This is a genomic window from Massilia oculi, assembly GCF_003143515.1.
GTDB classification, from domain to species: Bacteria; Pseudomonadota; Gammaproteobacteria; order Burkholderiales; family Burkholderiaceae_D; genus Telluria; species Telluria oculi.
This window is the reverse complement of record NZ_CP029343.1, coordinates 2,274,922-2,290,916: the sequence shown is the minus strand read 5'-3', so window position 1 is coordinate 2,290,916 and position 15,995 is coordinate 2,274,922. Positions and strand designations below refer to the sequence as shown.

Annotated in this window: 16 protein-coding genes and 1 tRNA gene; 9 read left to right on the top strand and 8 right to left on the bottom strand. The window is 65.5% G+C overall.

The features are described from left to right. Window positions 1-18: 18 nt before the first annotated feature. The 3 genes from DIR46_RS10645 (at window position 19) to DIR46_RS10635 (ending at window position 3,189) form a co-directional block, all read left to right on the top strand. Window positions 19-843 (top strand): hypothetical protein, encoded by an 825-nt coding sequence (locus DIR46_RS10645; protein WP_109345205.1) that lies wholly within the window; start codon window positions 19-21, stop codon window positions 841-843. A gap of 141 nt (window positions 844-984) precedes the next feature. Beyond that, a complete protein-coding gene (locus tag DIR46_RS10640; protein WP_162819490.1) occupies window positions 985-1,404 on the top strand; it encodes a hypothetical protein in 420 nt (139 codons plus the stop codon). Between the two features lie 210 nt (window positions 1,405-1,614). After that, complete coding sequence (locus tag DIR46_RS10635) at window positions 1,615-3,189, top strand: AbgT family transporter (protein WP_109345203.1); 1,575 nt, start codon at window positions 1,615-1,617, stop codon at window positions 3,187-3,189. An 88-nt stretch (window positions 3,190-3,277) separates the two neighbouring features. Here the strand turns inward: DIR46_RS10635 and DIR46_RS10630 are convergent, their stop codons facing one another. Together DIR46_RS10630 and curA are read right to left on the bottom strand one after the other, a co-directional pair. Beyond that, a complete protein-coding gene (locus DIR46_RS10630) occupies window positions 3,278-3,955 on the bottom strand; it encodes a type 1 glutamine amidotransferase domain-containing protein (RefSeq protein ID WP_109345202.1) in 678 nt (225 codons plus the stop codon). 20 nt (window positions 3,956-3,975) lie between these two features. Beyond that, entirely contained in the window at window positions 3,976-5,010 is a 1,035-nt protein-coding gene (gene curA / locus DIR46_RS10625; RefSeq protein ID WP_109345201.1) for an NADPH-dependent curcumin/dihydrocurcumin reductase, read from the bottom strand. 188 nt (window positions 5,011-5,198) lie between these two features. Here curA and DIR46_RS10620 point away from each other — a divergent pair, with 188 nt between their 5' ends. The 4 genes from DIR46_RS10620 to DIR46_RS10605 are packed head-to-tail and all read left to right on the top strand — an operon-like array spanning window position 5,199 to window position 10,038. Beyond that, a complete protein-coding gene (locus DIR46_RS10620) occupies window positions 5,199-6,728 on the top strand; it encodes a TolC family protein (RefSeq protein ID WP_162819489.1) in 1,530 nt (509 codons plus the stop codon). A 5-nt stretch (window positions 6,729-6,733) separates the two neighbouring features. Then, the gene (locus tag DIR46_RS10615) at window positions 6,734-7,708 is read left to right on the top strand and encodes an HlyD family secretion protein (RefSeq protein WP_109347987.1); all 975 of its coding nucleotides are present in this window, start codon (window positions 6,734-6,736) and stop codon (window positions 7,706-7,708) included. 9 nt (window positions 7,709-7,717) lie between these two features. Continuing rightward, window positions 7,718-8,899: an ABC transporter permease gene (locus DIR46_RS10610; RefSeq protein WP_109345199.1), complete on the top strand. Its 1,182-nt coding sequence runs from the start codon at window positions 7,718-7,720 to the stop codon at window positions 8,897-8,899. Further along, window positions 8,896-10,038 carry an ABC transporter permease gene (locus tag DIR46_RS10605; RefSeq protein ID WP_109345198.1) on the top strand — a complete coding sequence of 381 codons (1,143 nt, stop codon included), beginning with the start codon at window positions 8,896-8,898 and terminating at the stop codon, window positions 10,036-10,038. Before DIR46_RS10610 ends, DIR46_RS10605 begins: the two co-directional genes overlap by 4 nt. On the opposite strand, the gene DIR46_RS10600 is transcribed toward DIR46_RS10605, so the two are convergent. The 3 genes from DIR46_RS10600 to DIR46_RS10590 all read right to left on the bottom strand — a co-directional run bounded on the left by DIR46_RS10600 (window position 10,035) and on the right by DIR46_RS10590 (window position 11,184). Next, window positions 10,035-10,202: a DUF2256 domain-containing protein gene (locus DIR46_RS10600; RefSeq protein WP_370659971.1), complete on the bottom strand. Its 168-nt coding sequence runs from the start codon at window positions 10,200-10,202 to the stop codon at window positions 10,035-10,037. The two genes, DIR46_RS10605 and DIR46_RS10600, sit on opposite strands and share 4 nt — an antisense overlap. 366 nt (window positions 10,203-10,568) lie before the next feature. Further along, window positions 10,569-10,644, bottom strand: a tRNA-Phe gene (locus DIR46_RS10595). Window positions 10,645-10,698: 54 nt separating this feature from the next. Next, entirely contained in the window at window positions 10,699-11,184 is a 486-nt protein-coding gene (locus DIR46_RS10590; RefSeq protein ID WP_005671532.1) for an acyl-CoA thioesterase, read from the bottom strand. A 165-nt stretch (window positions 11,185-11,349) separates the two neighbouring features. Here DIR46_RS10590 and epsC point away from each other — a divergent pair, with 165 nt between their 5' ends. Both epsC and DIR46_RS10580 read left to right on the top strand, forming a co-directional pair. After that, window positions 11,350-12,279: a serine O-acetyltransferase EpsC gene (gene epsC / locus DIR46_RS10585; protein ID WP_109345196.1), complete on the top strand. Its 930-nt coding sequence runs from the start codon at window positions 11,350-11,352 to the stop codon at window positions 12,277-12,279. A gap of 141 nt (window positions 12,280-12,420) precedes the next feature. Then, window positions 12,421-13,116, top strand: coding sequence for an alpha/beta fold hydrolase (locus DIR46_RS10580; protein WP_162819488.1), 696 nt, complete (start codon window positions 12,421-12,423; stop codon window positions 13,114-13,116). A gap of 1 nt (window position 13,117) precedes the next feature. Here the strand turns inward: DIR46_RS10580 and uvsE are convergent, their stop codons facing one another. From uvsE to DIR46_RS10565, 3 genes are all read right to left on the bottom strand, one after another. Beyond that, a complete protein-coding gene (gene uvsE / locus DIR46_RS10575; RefSeq protein WP_109345195.1) occupies window positions 13,118-14,026 on the bottom strand; it encodes a UV DNA damage repair endonuclease UvsE in 909 nt (302 codons plus the stop codon). 159 nt (window positions 14,027-14,185) lie between these two features. After that, a complete protein-coding gene (locus DIR46_RS10570) occupies window positions 14,186-15,079 on the bottom strand; it encodes a CAP domain-containing protein (RefSeq protein WP_109345194.1) in 894 nt (297 codons plus the stop codon). 224 nt (window positions 15,080-15,303) lie between these two features. Continuing rightward, on the bottom strand, window positions 15,304-15,888 hold the full coding sequence (locus tag DIR46_RS10565; RefSeq protein WP_109345193.1) for a lipocalin family protein: 585 nt from the start codon (window positions 15,886-15,888) through the stop codon (window positions 15,304-15,306). Window positions 15,889-15,995 lie beyond the last annotated feature (107 nt).

The following is a 15,995-nucleotide window of genomic DNA, read 5'->3' as shown; positions in this document are numbered from 1 at the left end:
GCGCCGACAGGTAGACCGATGACACACCAGACGCCCAAGGCTTTCGACTTCGGCGACGAGCACGAGGCCGAGGCTGCGCCCGAACGCAATGGTTTGCCCAGGGCGCTGTCTTTCGACGACCCGCCACAGGCGCCGGCGTCCACCGCCGCGACGAGGAAAACCGTGGCCAGGCCGCTGTTCGACAGCGAGGATCATCCGGCGGTGCGCGATGCGCTCGCCACCGTCCACGCCGAGTATCCGAATGTGTTCGCGCATTCCGAGCAGCGCCTGGCCATCCTGTTTCGCCGCATTCTGCCGGTGAGGCTGGCGCTGGTGACCGAATGGGCCGAAGCGCCGCTGACGGAGCAGGCGGCGCTGCTCCAGCCCATTACCGAACTCGTACTCGAATTTGCGCAGATGGGCGTGCCGGCGCTGTTGGAAGCCGCGCTCGAGACCACCAAGGGTCCGCCAGGCATGTTCGGCCGGCTCTTTCGTCGGCCGACGTCGCCGGCCGAGTATCGTCCGGCGTTGACGTCGTCCCGCACGCAGCTCATGCAGCTGATGGCCGACAGCGAGATCGCCGTGCGCAATCTGGAAGCGTCGGCGAAGGGGCTGGGCCTGCACCTGCTCGTGCTGGCCGTCGTCTCGACACTCGTCGAGGATGCGCCGGACGCCGCCTTGCGCGATGCGCTCGTGCAGCGCCGCACCTTGATCCAGCAGGCGGTGCGCCAGGCCGAGCTGTCGGTGCTGCAAATGCAGCAGGTGCGACAGCAGGCGGCGGATTTGATCGGGCAGGTGTCGTCGTTCTTGACTGTGACCTTGCCTGCGGTGGAAATGGCACAGGCGCAGGGCGGGGCGCGATAGGCTTCAGGCGCCCTGAAACAGGTGCGGCTGTTAGAATTTGCCCTGGCCTCAGGACCCATTTTCAGGAGTACACAAATCCTACGTTTCCTCATTACTGCGGCAATCGGCAGGCCGAAGCTGACGGCCGCCGTTGCGCTATTCATGTTGGCCGTCCTGGCCGGTACGATGACCTACACCGGTTTTCTCGTGATCGGGGTGGTGGCCGATGTTCTCGGCACGGGCCGAATGGCGGCGGGACTGCTGCTCGGCGTTCTTTTCGCCAGATTTCCCTGGATAAAGGAGGGCAGGTTGCGCATTGTCGGCCTCTTGCCCAAACCTGTCCGTCGACCGCTCATCGTGAGCTTACTTGCACTGAGCCTGTTCACCTTCGTGGCGCGAGGCGACTACGTGCCCGCACTGTTTGCAGGTGTCGCGACGGCTTTTGTCCTCGCTTACCCATGGCTGCGGCGAACGATTGTCGATCGCATGTCTTCGTCTGTTTTCAGATTCGCCGGCCAAAACCGCTCCGAGACCGCCGACGACACGGTCATCGAAGGTGAGTTCAGGGAACGAAAAGAATGAGCCCGATTGTTTCAGGCCAAATGGGGAGGTCGCGTCGTAATCCTTCCTCAGGACGTTTGCTCATCAAGAAGCTTTTCGAGAGCCCGGCTTCTGCGTACTATGTGGCTTGATGTGTCTTGGAGATAACAGCTTGCAGGCGATGCCCAGTATTGACGGGCGTGCTGCTACGCGTATCGACCATTTCAAAGTCCCCTTTAAGCAAAGGCTACGATGACTGCACAAGCAACTGGCGCCAAACCGCGTGGATTGAACCGTGTCCTGAACTGGATCGAAGTGGCAGGCAACAAGCTGCCCGATCCGGCCATCCTTTTCGCACTGCTGCTGGCCGTGGTCTGGGCCACGTCCTGGGCCATGTCCAGCCTGGTCTTCAACGACATCGACCCGCGCACCGGCGCGCCGATCGAGATCAGGAATCTGCTGGCCCCGGCCGCCCTGACGGATTTCATGGCGAAGATGGTCAATACCTTCGTCACCTTCCCGCCGCTTGGCGTGGTGCTGGTGGCGATGCTGGGGCTGGGCGTGGCGGAATACACGGGGTTCATCAACGCCGGGCTGCGCAAGATCCTGGCGGTGACGCCGAAGTTCCTGCTGACGCCGGTGCTGATCGGCGTAGGCATCCTGAGCCACGTGGCCGTCGATGCCGGCTATGTGCTGGTCATTCCGCTGGGCGCCGTCATTTTCTACGCCGCCGGGCGCCATCCGCTGGCGGGCATCGCGGCAGCCTTCGCCGGCGTATCGGGCGGCTTTTCCGCGACCTTCTTCGTTCCCTCCAGCCTCGATCCGCTGCTGGCCGGCCTGACCCAGGTCGCCGCGCGGCTGTCGTCCGACCCGGCCGCCGCATCGATCGTGATCAATCCGCTCAATAACTACTATTTCACGACGGCCTCGACCTTTCTCGTGATCCTGGTCGGCTGGTTCCTGACCGACAAGGTGATCGAGCCGCGGCTGAACAAGAGTTCGCCGGTCGACGGCGATCCTGCCGGCCTGCCCACGATGGACGCCCTGCAGCCGAACGAGATCAAGGGCCTGCGCTGGGCCGGCATCGCGATGGTCGCCAGCCTGGCCCTGTTGCTGCTTTCGCTGATGCCGGAAGGTTCGGCCTGGCGCTCGCCGAGTACGGGCGAGCTGACGCACTCTTCGGCGCCGCTGATGCAGTCGATCGTCGCGCTGATCTTCATCTTCTTCCTGATTCCCGGCGTGGTCTACGGCTATGTCGCCGGCACCGCGAAGAACCACCGCGACATCGTCAAGGGCATGAGCCATGCCATGAGCGGCATGGGTTACTACGTGGTCATGGCATTCTTCTGCGCGCAGTTCATCTTCGCGTTCGGGCAATCCAACCTCGGCGCCCTGATCGCCCTCAAGGGGGCATTGTGGCTCCGGGAGATGGCGTTCCCGCTCGGAATCACGCTGGCGGGCATCGTGCTGCTGTCCGCCATGGTCAACCTGTTCATCGGTTCGGCCTCGGCCAAGTGGGCCCTGATCGCGGCAGTCATGGTGCCGATGCTGATGGAACTCGGGGTGTCGCCGGACATGACTCAGGCGGCCTACCGGGTGGGCGACTCCTCCACCAATATCATCACGCCCCTGCTGCCTTACTTCCCCTTGATCATCGTCTTTTGCCGGAAATACGTGCAATCGACCGGCATCGGCACCCTGATCGCGCTGATGTTGCCGTATTCGCTCAGCCTGCTCGTCATCTGGACCGCGTTCCTGCTCGGATTCTGGGCGCTGGAAATGCCGCTCGGGATCGGCTCGTCGTACACCTATCCGGCCGAGCGTTGAAAACGCTTGTTCAATGACCAGGTACTTCCCCGGGGCCCGATGGCCCAGGGGAGAAGCCGGTCCACGCGGCACGGGGAAGGCGTTCCGGCTACGCCAGCAGCTTGAGCAGGGCCTTTGCGCTTTCCTCCGACGAGGCAGGATTTTGTCCGGTGATCAGGCGGCCATCGGTGAGTACATGGGACTGCCAGTCTGCGCCTTTCGAATACAGGCCGCCGTGTTGCTTGAGCATGTCCTCGACCAGGAAGGGCACCACCGCCGTGAGACCGACTGCCTCTTCCTCGGTGTTGGCAAATCCGGTCACTTGCTTGCCCTTGACGAGCGGACTCCGGTCCGCGGCCTTCACATGGCGCAGCACGCCCGGTGCGTGGCATACGACGGCGACCGGCTTGCCGGCAGCGGCCATCGCTTCGATCAGGGCGATCGAGGCCTTGTCTTCGGCCAGGTCCCATAGCGGACCATGTCCGCCGGGATAGAATACGGCGTCGAAATCGGCGGCGCTCACTTCGGCCAGCTTGCCGGTATTGGCAAGCACGGCCTGGGCAGCGTCGTCCGCCTTGAACCGGCGCGTGGCGTCGGTCTGCGCATCCTCTTCGTCGCTCTTGGGGTCGAGGGGCGGCTGCCCGCCCAGCGGCGAGACCACCGTGACGTCGGCGCCGGCATCCTTCAGCGCGTAATACGGCGCAGCGAATTCCTCGAGCCAGAAACCGGTTTTCTTTCCGGTATCGCCGAGTCGGTCGTGCGAGGTCACTACCATCAAAACGTTCATGTGCTTTCTCCTGTCGTGTGTTAGTCGGGCGCGACGCGCACCATGAGCTTGCCGAAATTCTTCCCCTCGAGCAGGCCGATGAAGGCTTGAGGCGCATTCTCGAGGCCATCGACGACGTCCTCGCGGAACTTGATCTTGCCTTCGTCGAGCCATCGGCTCATCTGCGCAAAAAACTCGCCATAGCGCGCGCCGTAATCGTCAAAAATAATAAAGCCTTGCATCCTGATGCGCTTGGTCAGGATCGTGCGTGCCAGCAGGCCAAGCCGGTCCGGGCCCGGCGGCAGCGTGGTGGCGTTGTAGTCGGCGATCAAGCCGCAGACCGGCACGCGCGCCTTGGTATTCAGCAAGGGCAGGACGGCGTCGAACACGGCGCCGCCGACGTTCTCGAAATAGACGTCGATGCCGGAAGAGCAGGCCGCGGCCAGCTGCTGCGCGAAATCCGGCGCGCGGTGGTCGACGCAGGCGTCGAAGCCGAGTTCGTCGACCACATAGCGGCATTTGTCGGCGCCGCCAGCGATACCGACCGCGCGCGCGCCCTGGAGCCTGGCGATCTGTCCGACCAGCGAGCCGACCGCGCCGCTGGCCGCCGCGACCACGACGGTCTCGCCCGCCCGCGGCTGGCCGATGTCCAGCAGGCCCATGTAGGCGGTGAAGCCCGGCATGCCGAGCACCCCGAGTGCGCGCGAGGCCAGTTGCGCGTCATCGCCAAGCTTGTTCAAGCCGGCGCCGTCGGACAGTGCGTAGTCCTGCCAACCGCTGTAGCACAGCACCAGCTGGCCAGGCTGGAAGTCGGGATGGCGCGAGGCTTGCACGCGCGATACCGTGCCGCCCACCATGACGGCGCCGACCGCGACCGGCTCGGCGTACGATTTGGCGTCGCTGATGCGCCCGCGCATATAGGGGTCGAGGGACAGCATGAGCGTGCGCAGCAGCACCTGCCCTTCTTGCGGAACGGGGACCGGCGACTCGTCCAGGCGGAAGGTGTCGGCGTCGGGCGCCCCCTGGGGACGCTGTTGCAGCACGATGCTGCGGTTGACATTGGCGCTTTGCGGCATGGTGGTCTTCTTTCGCTCAAAAAGCGTTGAGAGTAATCGCGCGGCGGCTGCGCCAGGGTCATTGGCCAGCGCGCCGGGCGAGCCTGTCATATTGGAGCAAGTTCGCGCGTTGTCTGTCGCGCCGTATGACAGAAACGCGTGCGGCGTTCGAGGCCGGCGCCCTGGTCCCGGGCCGCGCACGATTAAAGATGAGCAAGCGCGTCAAAAGTATTATCATTCCAACTACAATATCCATCTGGCGTATTGGATCAAGCGACCGGACCGTCTGCGCCGCGGACGGCGGGCTGACGATCGGACACCGGGAGCAGGACATGGGGGGGCGGGTTCTTTTGTCTGGCGCCATGGCCGTGCTGTTGGCGCTTGCCGACGCGGCGCGCGCCGATACCGGCGTCGACTACGCCGACGCGCTGCGCCTGGCGCGATCCAGCGCCGGGACGGTGAATGGGGCCAGGCTCGATTTACAGGCGAAGCAATTGCAAGCCGAAGCGCTGCGCCGCATCGACGGGCCGGACGTGCGCCTGTCGGGCTTCATGGGACGGGTCTCGACCACGCTCAGCGTCGACACCGGCGCCATCGCCCAGCTGGCCAATCCGGTGCTCGACTCCCTGCCGCCCCTGCCGGCGCTGAACCTGCCGGACATCCCCCCGGCCATCAGCGTCGATCGTGTGTTCGACGTTCGTTCACTCGGGCTGAGCTCGGTCTGGCCCCTCTATACGGGCGGGCGTCTCGACGCGGTCAAGCAGATCGCCGCGGGACGGGCAGACGAAGCCGGCGCAAGCGTCAAGTCGGCGCAGGACGCGCTCGCGACCCAGCTGGCGGAACGCTATTTCGCGGTGCAGCTGGCCAGGGAGGCCAGTCGATTGCGGCGCGATGCGGCAGACGTGGCCAGGGAGCACCAGCGAATGGCGCGCAGGATGGAGGATAGCGGACTGATCGCCAAGGTCGAGCGCCTGAAAGCCGATGTTGCCGTCGACAATGCGCTGAGAGAAGCGGCCAAGGCGGACAGCGATCTGGAGATCGCGCAGCTCGCGCTGCGCCGCCTGCTCGACACGCCCGAGGCCGTGATGCCGACCACACCGTTGTTCGTCCACGAGCAAACGCCCGGCTCGCTCGCCTCGTTCATCGACGCGGCCATGGCCTTGAACGCTTCCTGGAAACAAATCGCCAGTAAGAAAAAACAGGCCGACGGGGCGCTGCAACTGCAAGGCCGCGCATTCAGCCCCAGCGTCATCGGCATCGCCAACTACAACCTCAATCGCGGCAGCTCGAGCCGCGCCAACTGGCTGGTCGGCGTGTCGGTGAGCGTGCCGCTGGTCGAACGCATCGACCGCGCGAAAATGATTTCCGCCGCCAGGATCGAACAACAGCGTGTCGACACCGCTGCCGAGCAAGCCGGACGCGATATCCCGACCCTGGCGGAAAGCCAGTGGCGATCCATGGAGGACGCGCGGCTGCGTTATCTGTCGATGGCGTCCGCGATCGCGTTGGCGGAGGAAACGCTGCGCCTGGCGCAGGTGGCTTTTCGCCATGGCCAGGCCACCTCGGCCGACGTGGCCGACGCCTCGCTCAATCACACCAAATCCGCGCTCGAGCGCGCACAGGCGGCATACGACTACGTGATCGCGCTGGCGAAGCTGCTCGGCACCGCTGGCGAGCCGGACCGCCTGGTCGTGCTGTCCCGGACGGCAACGCACACCGTCGATTTCAAGAAGGAATGATCATCATGGCAAACGCTCGCGCCCGGCGCCTGGCCATCATCGCCGCCGCCGTCGTCCTCGCTCTGCTGGGGTGGGGCGTCTATCAGGCCTTCAAGCCGGTGCGTGATCCCGTCCAGGGCCAGATAGAAGCGCAGGAAACCAATGTGTCGTCGAAGGTTCCGGGGCGGGTAAGCCGGGTCCACGTCCAGCTCGGCCAGACCGTCGCACGTGGCGACCTGCTGTTCGAGCTGGATAGCCCGGAAGTGCGGGCCAAGGTGGCGCAGGCCGAGGCCGCGCGCGATGCCGCCCGCGCGGCCAGCCTGAAGGTGCAAGCCGGCGCCCGACCACAGGAAATCGTCGCCGCGCGCGCCAACTGGGAGCGCGCGGAAGCCGGCGCCAGGCTCGCGGAACTGACGTACCAGCGTATCGCGGCGATGGTTGCAGAAGGAGTGCTTGCGCGCCAGAAACGCGACGACGCCGAGGCACAGGCGCGTTCGGCCACCGAGCTGGCAACGGCCGCCAGGGCCCAGTACGACATGGCGCGCCAGGGCGCCCGTCCGGAAGACAAGCTCGCCGCTGAAGCGCAAGTGCGCCAGGTGACCGGCGTGCTGGCCGAGACCGGCGCGGCGCTCGACGAAACGCGCATCATGGCGCCAACGCAGGGTGAAGTGACGAAGCTCGCGATCCAGGCCGGCGAGCTTGCGCCGCAGGGCTTTCCTGTCCTCACCCTGGTCGATCTCGCCGACGTCTGGGCCGTGGTGGCCGTGCGCGAAGACGAATTCAAGCCGTTTGCGCAGGGCTCGCTGCATCAGGCCGCCATTCCCGCGCTCAAGGTCAAGGCGCAGTTCAAGGTCAGTGCCGTATCCGCGTTGCCGGCGTTCGCCACCTGGCGCGCTGCGCGGCCGGGCGGCACCGACCTGCGAACGTTCGAAATCAGGCTCAGGCCGACCGCGCCGGTGCCGGGACTGCGCCCGGGCATGACGGTGGTGTTCGATCGCTGAGTATCGCCAATGACGCGCGCCGGCCAAGCCATCCAGTCATCCTTGCTGCGCGAATGGCGACGCCTGCGCGCCGATCCTTGGGACATGGCGATGCTGACGTCGATTCCGCTGACGCTTTATCTGCTGACATGGTGGATCTTTTCTGCCGGCGTGGCCCGCGACCTGCCGCTCGTGGTGCACGACCGCGACCAGTCGGCAATGTCGCGCGGCCTGATTCGCATGCTCGACGCGGCGCCCGGTTTGCGGGTGGCGCGGGCAGTGGACAGCGAAGCCGAAGCCTTGGTGATGATCCGCGCGCGTACGGCATATGGCATCGTGTCGATCCCCTCCGGCTTGCAGGAATCGGTGCGCGCCGGGAGAGGGGACAAGGTGCAGTGGGCCTACAATGCCCAGTTCGCGGCGCACGCCGGCACCATGACGCGCGACGTTCGCGCGGTGGTGGCGACACTGTCGGCCGGCATCGAGCAGCAGGGCCGCGTCGGTCGTGGCGCCGCCCCGGGCCAGGCCATGGAGCAGGTCGATCCGGTGCGCATCCGTGCGTCGACGCTGTTCAATGAACAGGGCAGCTACATTCCATCGCTGGCAATCCCCGTGGCATTCAGTCTGCTGCATATTTTCGTGACGCTCGCGGCGGTGACGGCGCTGGGCCGTGAGTTTCGCGCTTCCTCGGTGGCCGACTGGCTGGCCACCGCGGGCGGTCGGCTGGGACCGGCCCTGCTCGGCAAGATGCTGATTCCGTTCGCGGCGTTCGTCGTGCATGCGCTGCTGCTGTTCGTCCTGTTCGGCGCGGTGCTGGACTGGCCGGTGCTCGGGAGCGCGGCGGCAATCCTGTCCGGCACGGTCCTGTTCGTTACGGCCTATCTCGCGATGGCGGCCTTCCTGGTCGCTTTCACCTCGTCGCTGCGCGCAGCTTTGTCGGCCTGCGCGTTCGTGACGGCGCCCGCATTCGCATTCGCAGGCCAGGGATTTCCACTCCTGGCAATGCCCGTCAGCGCACGGGTCTGGGCCGATGCCCTGCCGCTGACGCATTACCTGAAGTTGCTGAACAATACATGGATGGCGGGGGCGCCGTTGCATGCCGGCCTCGGCACGCTCGCGATACTGCTGGCATTCACGCTCCTGCTGGGCGCCGCCGCGCACCTGCGCCTGGCCCGGCGCGTCACCCAGCCAGCCAGCTGGGGCAAGTCATGAACGCGCTCGGCGCGGCGTCGCGCGCTTTCCTGTTGACGTGGCAATCGATCTTCCGCGACAAGGCCGCGCTGCTGCTGTTCTTTATCTCCGGCATCCTGTATTCCTTTTTTTATCCGCTTCCCTACAGTACGGAAACAGTGCGCCGGGTGCCGGTCGTGATCGTCGACCAGGATCATTCAGCGCTGTCGCGCCAGCTGATCCGCTATGCCGGGGCGCACCCTTCCATCCTGGTGGCGGGCGTCACTTCGCGGCCGGACGAGGCGCAGGCACTGATCTGGGAGGGGCAGGCAGCTGGCGTGATGCGCATTCCCGCCGACTTCAGCCGCAAGTTATTGGCAGGTCTGCAGCCCGAAATCGAAGTCGGCGGCAATGGCGCCTATCCGCTGCTGAACAAGGCGGTGCTCAATGGTCTGGCGGAGGTTGCCGCCACTGCTTCGGCCGGCATCGAATCGAAACGCTTGGGCGTCGCGGTACCGTTTCCGCTACAGGCGGAGGCCTCGCGCCAGCCGTTGAGCGTCGAAGCAGTTCCCTTGTTTAACGTACGCGAGGGTTATGGCTCGTACGTGGTGCCGGGCGTCGTGGTGCTGATCATGCAGCAGACCTTCCTGCTCGGCATTGGGCTGCTGTTCGGCAGCTGGTCGAGCGGGAAATCCTTTCCCTACCCGCAGGACGTGGCGTCCTACTTCGGCGCGCTGACCGCATTTGCGCTGGTCGTCGCCCTCAACGCGATGTACTTCTTCGGCTTCGTCTTCTGGTGGCAGGATTATCCAAGGGGCGGCAACCTGGCAGGCAGCGCCTTGTTGACCTTGTTGTTCGCCTACAGCGTCGCGGCGATGGGGATGTTGATCGGGATGTTCTTTCGCACGCGCGAGCGCAGCATGCAGCTGCTGGTCGCCACCTCGTTACCGATCATGTTTCTCTCGTGCCTGACCTGGCCCGCCAGCGCCTTGCCATCACCGCTGCAGCTCCTGGCATGGCTGTTGCCATCGACCGCGGCCATCCAGGGATTCGTCGCCACCAACCAGATGGGCGCGTCGCTGGGCGAGGTACGCGCCGAGTTCGCCGGGCTGCTTGGCCTGGCGACCGTTTTCGTCGCTTTAGGCTTGCGCAAATGGACGCGCTTCGTTCCGCCGCGTTAGGATTCGTTCGTTGGCTGTTGCGTTTCTGTCGGCGTGCAGATGCGGCGGCAGCGCTCCGAGCAATACTTGACCTGTTCCCAGTCACGCTTCCATTTTTTGCGCCAGGTAAAAGGAAGTGAGCAGTGCGCGCAAATCTTGGACGGAAGATCGGATTTTTTACGCATTTTCATGGCAGTGATTGTACAGCCGTGAAGCGCGCGACACGTCAGGCCTGGGCGCCATCATCGTGAGATGGGCCCTGGACGCGCATTAGCGGCACCAGCCGATTGGCCGGTTGGCGCTCCGCGCATCGACGATCAGGCGGCAGCGCGGGAGTGCGCCAGGTGCCACGCGACTCCGGTGATGTGCCCGATGTGCCCGCGCTGCCAGAGTGGTTCTGGAAAGGGCCGACGAAGATGGACTGATTGCACCAGGCGATACGAAATCGCATCGGGGGGAGTCGCGCCCCGACGTTGGCCGGCTGCGCGCCTTCGGATGTCAGAAGCAAGAACGCCCACTTGCATGAGTGGGCGTTTAGCGGGCGGTATTCTTGGTGGCCCGGGGCGGAATCGAACCACCGACACAAGGATTTTCAATCCTCTGCTCTACCAACTGAGCTACCAGGCCAAGAGGCCGCAATTATAGCAGCGTTTGCGGCGGATAAACAATCCCGCGCCTGCCTCACCCTTTGGACGAAATCCGCTGCGCGTGATCCCGCTCCAGCGCCAGGCGCGACTCGCGCCGGCCCTTGGCTTCCTCGAAGCGGCGCAATTCATCCGGCGTCGACGGTTCCAGCGGCGGAATCGCCGCCGGCTTCTTGTCGTCGCCCACGGCCACCATGGTGAAGAAGCAGCTGTTCACATGGCGCACCACCTTGCTGCGGATGTCCTCGGCGATCACCTTGATGCCGATTTCCATCGAGCTGCGGCCCGTATAGTTCACTGCGGCCAGGAAGGTGACCAGCTCGCCCACATGGATCGGCTGGCGGAAAGTCACCTGGTCGACGCTCATCGTCACCACATAGCGGCCGGCGTAGCGGCTGGCGCAGGCGTAGGCGACCTGGTCGAGCAGCTTCAGGATGGTGCCGCCGTGTACGTTGCCGGAAAAATTGGCCGTGTCGGGCGTCATCAGCACCGTCATGCTGAGCTGGTGGGAGGGCAGGTTCATGGTCGTGTCATTACAAAAGGTATTCGGTGCTTGATGTTGCCTTAGAAACTGCTGCGCGGCAAGTTCGACCATTGGCGGAGTCCGTTTTTGAACCCGTCAAAGCACGCATATCGACATGCCAATACAATCGTAGGCATCGAATCAAGAATCGTATAGGCTCGGCAAATGAACAGCGAATTTCCCCATCACGGTGGATCGGTGCAGTGGCACCTCGGTCCCGTCATCGATGCATTGCGCACCTCGCGCGAATCCACCCACAATATCCGGCACCAGGGCAGGGTGCGCGAGCTGCCTTCACGCGATGTCGTGCGCCAGATCGTGGACGGCGTTTCCGCCGCTCTCTTCCCCACGCATTATGGCCGCCCCGACCTGAACGACGAAAGCATCGACTACTTCGTCGCCGATACGCTCAACGTGGCGCTCGACCGCTTGGCCGAGCAGGTGCGGCGCGCGCTGCGCTTTTCTCCCGAGTTCTCTTCGGAGCATGACCAGACCGCGGACGCCGTGCTGACCGAGCGCGCCCGCGCCATCACGCGCGATTTCGCGGCCAGCCTGCCCGCCGTCCGCGCGCTGCTGGTGTCCGACGTGCAGGCCGCACTGGCCGGCGACCCGGCCGCCACCTCGGTGGCCGAGATCATGCTGTGCTATCCCGGCACCATCGCCATCCTCTACCACCGCATCGCGCATTGCCTGACTCGCCTCGGCGTGCCGTTCCTGGCGCGGGTGGCGGCCGACATCGGCCACTCGCTGACCGGCATCGACATCCACCCCGGCGCGCAGATCGGCGGCAGCTTCTTCATCGACCACGGCACCGGCGTCGTCATCGGCGAAACCGCGATCCTGGGCGAGCGCGTGCGCCTGTACCAGGCCGTCACGCTCGGCGCCAAGCGCTTCCCGGTCGACGAGAGCGGCGCTCTGGTCAAAGGCACGCCGCGCCATCCGATCGTCGAGGACGACGTCGTCATCTATGCCGGCGCCACCATCCTGGGCCGCATCACGATCGGCGCCGGTTCGACCATCGGCGGCAACGTCTGGCTGACCCAGAGCGTTCCGCCGGGCAGCAATGTGTCGCAGGCGCAGATGCGTAATACCTGAATCGCCGGACCGCCGCATCGCCGGACCGCCGGATCGCCGGATCGCTGGATCGCCGGACCGCCGGACCGCCGGATCGCCTGCGCCGCTCACGCCCTTCATCGGGACCACTCCGTCGCCATCACGCTTTGCTATCATGGCGTGATGACTATCCTGCTGGTTCCCGGCTATATGCTTGATGCGACGCTGTGGGACGGCATGCGCGACCGGCTGGCCCCCTTCGGCCCGCTGGCGCATGCCGACCTGCGTCACGATTCCACCCTCGAGGACCTGGCGCGCCGCGCATTGGCCGAGGCGCCGCCGTCCTTCATCCTGATCGGCTTCTCGATGGGCGGCTACGTCGCGCGCGAGATGGTGCGCCAGGCGCCCGGGCGCGTGCGCGCGCTGGTGTTGATCGCCACGTCCACCCGGCCCGATTCCGACGCCGTCCGCCAGGGCAAGCGCACGGTGGCGCGGGCGGCGCCGTCGGTCTCGTTCGCGGGGCTGAGCCGTACCGCGATCGCCGGTTCGCTGCATCCGCGCGAGGTGGACAACGAGGCGCTGATCGAGCGCGTGCGCATGATGGGTGTGCGGCTGGGTGGCGTGGCCTTCCGCAACCAGTCGATGGTCGAGCGGCCGGGCGACCTGCACCTGCTGGGCGAGATCCGTTGTCCGACCCTGGTGGTCGCGGCCGGGCATGACCGCCTGCGCAGCCTGGAGGAAGCGCAGGAGCTGCATGCAGGGATCGCAGGGGCGCAGTTCGCGCTGGTCGAGGACAGCGGGCACATGATTCCGCTCGAAGCGCCGCAAGCATTGTGCGACGTGATCGTGCCGTGGTTGGCGCAATTGCGGGACAGCTGAATCAGGCCGGCGTGAACCTCGCGCACCAGCCGTCCAGGCCGCGGATCGCTTCTTCCTTGAGCTTGGCCTCGATCTCGATATACGGCGCGGAGAGGTAGGACGAGGGCATCGTCGCGATCAGGTCGGAATGCTGGCGGTCGTTGAAGCCTTCGCGGCCGTTCGAGATGTGCACCAGCTGGTGGGCCGGGTCGGGCCAGGTGGCGCGCGCCCTGGCCACCATCTCGGCCACGCTCGGATGCTCGTAGCTGTCCAGCTTTTCGTGGACGATGTGGTGGTGGGCGTCGAACACCATCGGCACGCCGGCGCGCACGCAGACGGCGTGGATCTCGTCGGCGCTGTAGGCATATTCGTCATTCTCCAGGCCGATGCGGCAGCGGATCGCATCCGGCAGGTCGGCAATGCGCGCGACCAGCTTGTCTTCGCGGTCGGCCTTGCCGCCGTGGATTTCCAGCAGCGCCCAGGGCGAACGCGGCTGGTCCAGCAAATCCATGATGTCGGCGTGCATCTGCAAGATCTTGACGCTGTTGGCCACCACGTCGTCCGAGTCCGAACTGAGCACCACGAACTGGTCGGGATGCATCACCAGGCGGATGCCGCGCTCGATCGCGCGCCGGCCAGAGCGGCCCAGGGTGTCCTTGAACTGCTGCAGGACGTCCAGCCCGAACGGCGTATCGGAAAACGGGAAGATCGACGAGGGCATGCGGTAGAGCGCGATGCCTTCGCGCTCGCAGTAACGCAGCGCATTGTCCAGGGTCTGGATATTGTCGCGATAAATGTCTTCCAGTAAGCGGCGCTGGCCATCTTCCGAATGCTCGAGCAGGCGCTTGCGCGTGAGCGCGCGGTAGCGCACGTCCTTCGAGACAGTGATGCAGACGAGGCCGAGTCGTGGTTGCGGGGCGGACTGGGTCATGTGTTCTGGGCCGGCGCAGCAAGACGCGGACGGGGAGGTTGATATTGAGAAGCAGTCTATCCGAAGCAGCTTCCAGGGGCGGCGCGGCGCGGCCCGCAATCCGGGTCGAAGGCGGGGCAGGCATGGCGCTCGCCCTGCGGCGACGGTGCTTGTCTCTGGCTAACGCGGCGCGCCGAACACCTGGGTCCAGTAGATGACGCCGGCCTGCCGCTCCGGCGTGACGCCATAGGCGGCGCCCATCTCGGTGTAATTGCGGTTCATGATGTTGGCGCAATGTCCGGGGCTATCGAGCCAGCCTTCGACGGCTTCGCGCGGCGAGCGCTGGCCGAAGGCAATGTTTTCGCCCACCCGACGCCAGGCATAGCCGGCGCGCAGGGCGCGGTCGGCGGCCTGGCTGCCATCCTTGCCGCGGTGGCTGAAGTAGCGCCCCGTGGCCATGTCGCGGCTATGGGCCAGTGCGGCGTCGCCCAGTGCGGGGTTCCAGCTCAGGGGCGGCGCTGCCGGGAACGCCTGCTTGCCGCAGGAGCGGGCGCTGGCGCGCGCGGCATTGACTTCATCCAGGATCGTGCGGCCTGCCTCGCGCCAGTCGGGATAGGTGACCGAGGGCAGCGGCGGCGCCGGACGCGCCAGCACCACGGTCCAGGTCGCGCCCTCGCGGTAGCTGCCGATCGCAGAGAAACGATCGCTCAGCAATACCTTGCAGTATTTCTGCGCTAGCACGTTCATGGCGGCCTGGGCATCCTCGGGACCGGTGACGTAGACCGCCTGTGCCTGCTCGGCAGCGTAGCCGGCGCGTTCCAGCGCGGATTCGATGAAGGTGCCGGCGCCGATGCGCAGTTGGGCCAGTGCCGGTTGTGGATCGAGCGCGGCGGCCGGCGCGGCGGGACGGCCGTCGCAGGCGCCAGGATTGGCGCGGTAGGCATTGACCAGTGTTGCCAACGAATCGCTGCCGCTGGCCTGGGTGGGCAGGGCATGCGCGGCAGGCAGCGCCAGCAGGGTGGCCGCCACCGTCAGCAGCGCCTGGTGCAGGGCAGGGGATTGTGGACCTGGCATCGAACTCTTCAAGGACGGCACGCCGGCAGGCGCAGCCGGCGCACGATATGGCTGGTACGTAAGATTTAGAAAGCAAGCGCGCCAGTGACGTCGGCGCGGTTTGCTGTGCTGATGCGGAAGATGGGGACGGCTACCAGGATTTCCAGATGCATTGCCGCCTTGAGCTGGTGCGGCGGCATTGACCGTGGCAAGCGGCGCGGCATCGGTTGCCGCGCTTTGTCCGGTTACTGTGCAGGTTGTTGCAATTGCGTGTGCGGCGTGCGCTCCAGCCTGGACACATCCAGTCCCTGTGCCGTCAGGCGCGTGAGCAGTGCATCGTATGCGGCCGGTTCGACCTGGGGCGTGCGCGACAGGATCCACAGGTACTCGCGCTTGGGTTCGCTGACCGCGGACAACTGGTATTTGTCGTCGAGGTCGATGACCCAGTAATCCCCCCACACCATCGGGATAAAGGACAGGATCGCCGGCGCGAAACGCACCTTGAGCTTGGGTGAGGTAGCGCCGCCGAGCTGGCGCGCCACGCCGTCGGCAACGTCAAACTTGCCCTCGGCGGTGCGGCAGCGATTGACGACTTGCACCCGTCCATCCTCGCCCAGGTTGTAGGTGGCGGTAGTGTCACCGACACATTTTTTCTGGAAATCGTTGGGGAGTTTTGCGATCTCGTACCAGACGCCCATATAGCGCGGCACCACGAGCGATTCGATCGGCTGCAACGGTCGGGCGCTATCCGCTGCCAGCGCCGGAACGGCGCACAGGGCGGACAGGACCAGGACGGCGCACGACGCGAAGAACGAAGGCTTGGCGTTCATTGGAACCTCTTGTAAATATTCGGGCTCCTAGCATAAGTGACAATGGGATTGCTGTGTCGCATGATTTGCATGCTGGCCGCATAAGAACGGCAAGCCCTGAGCAAGTT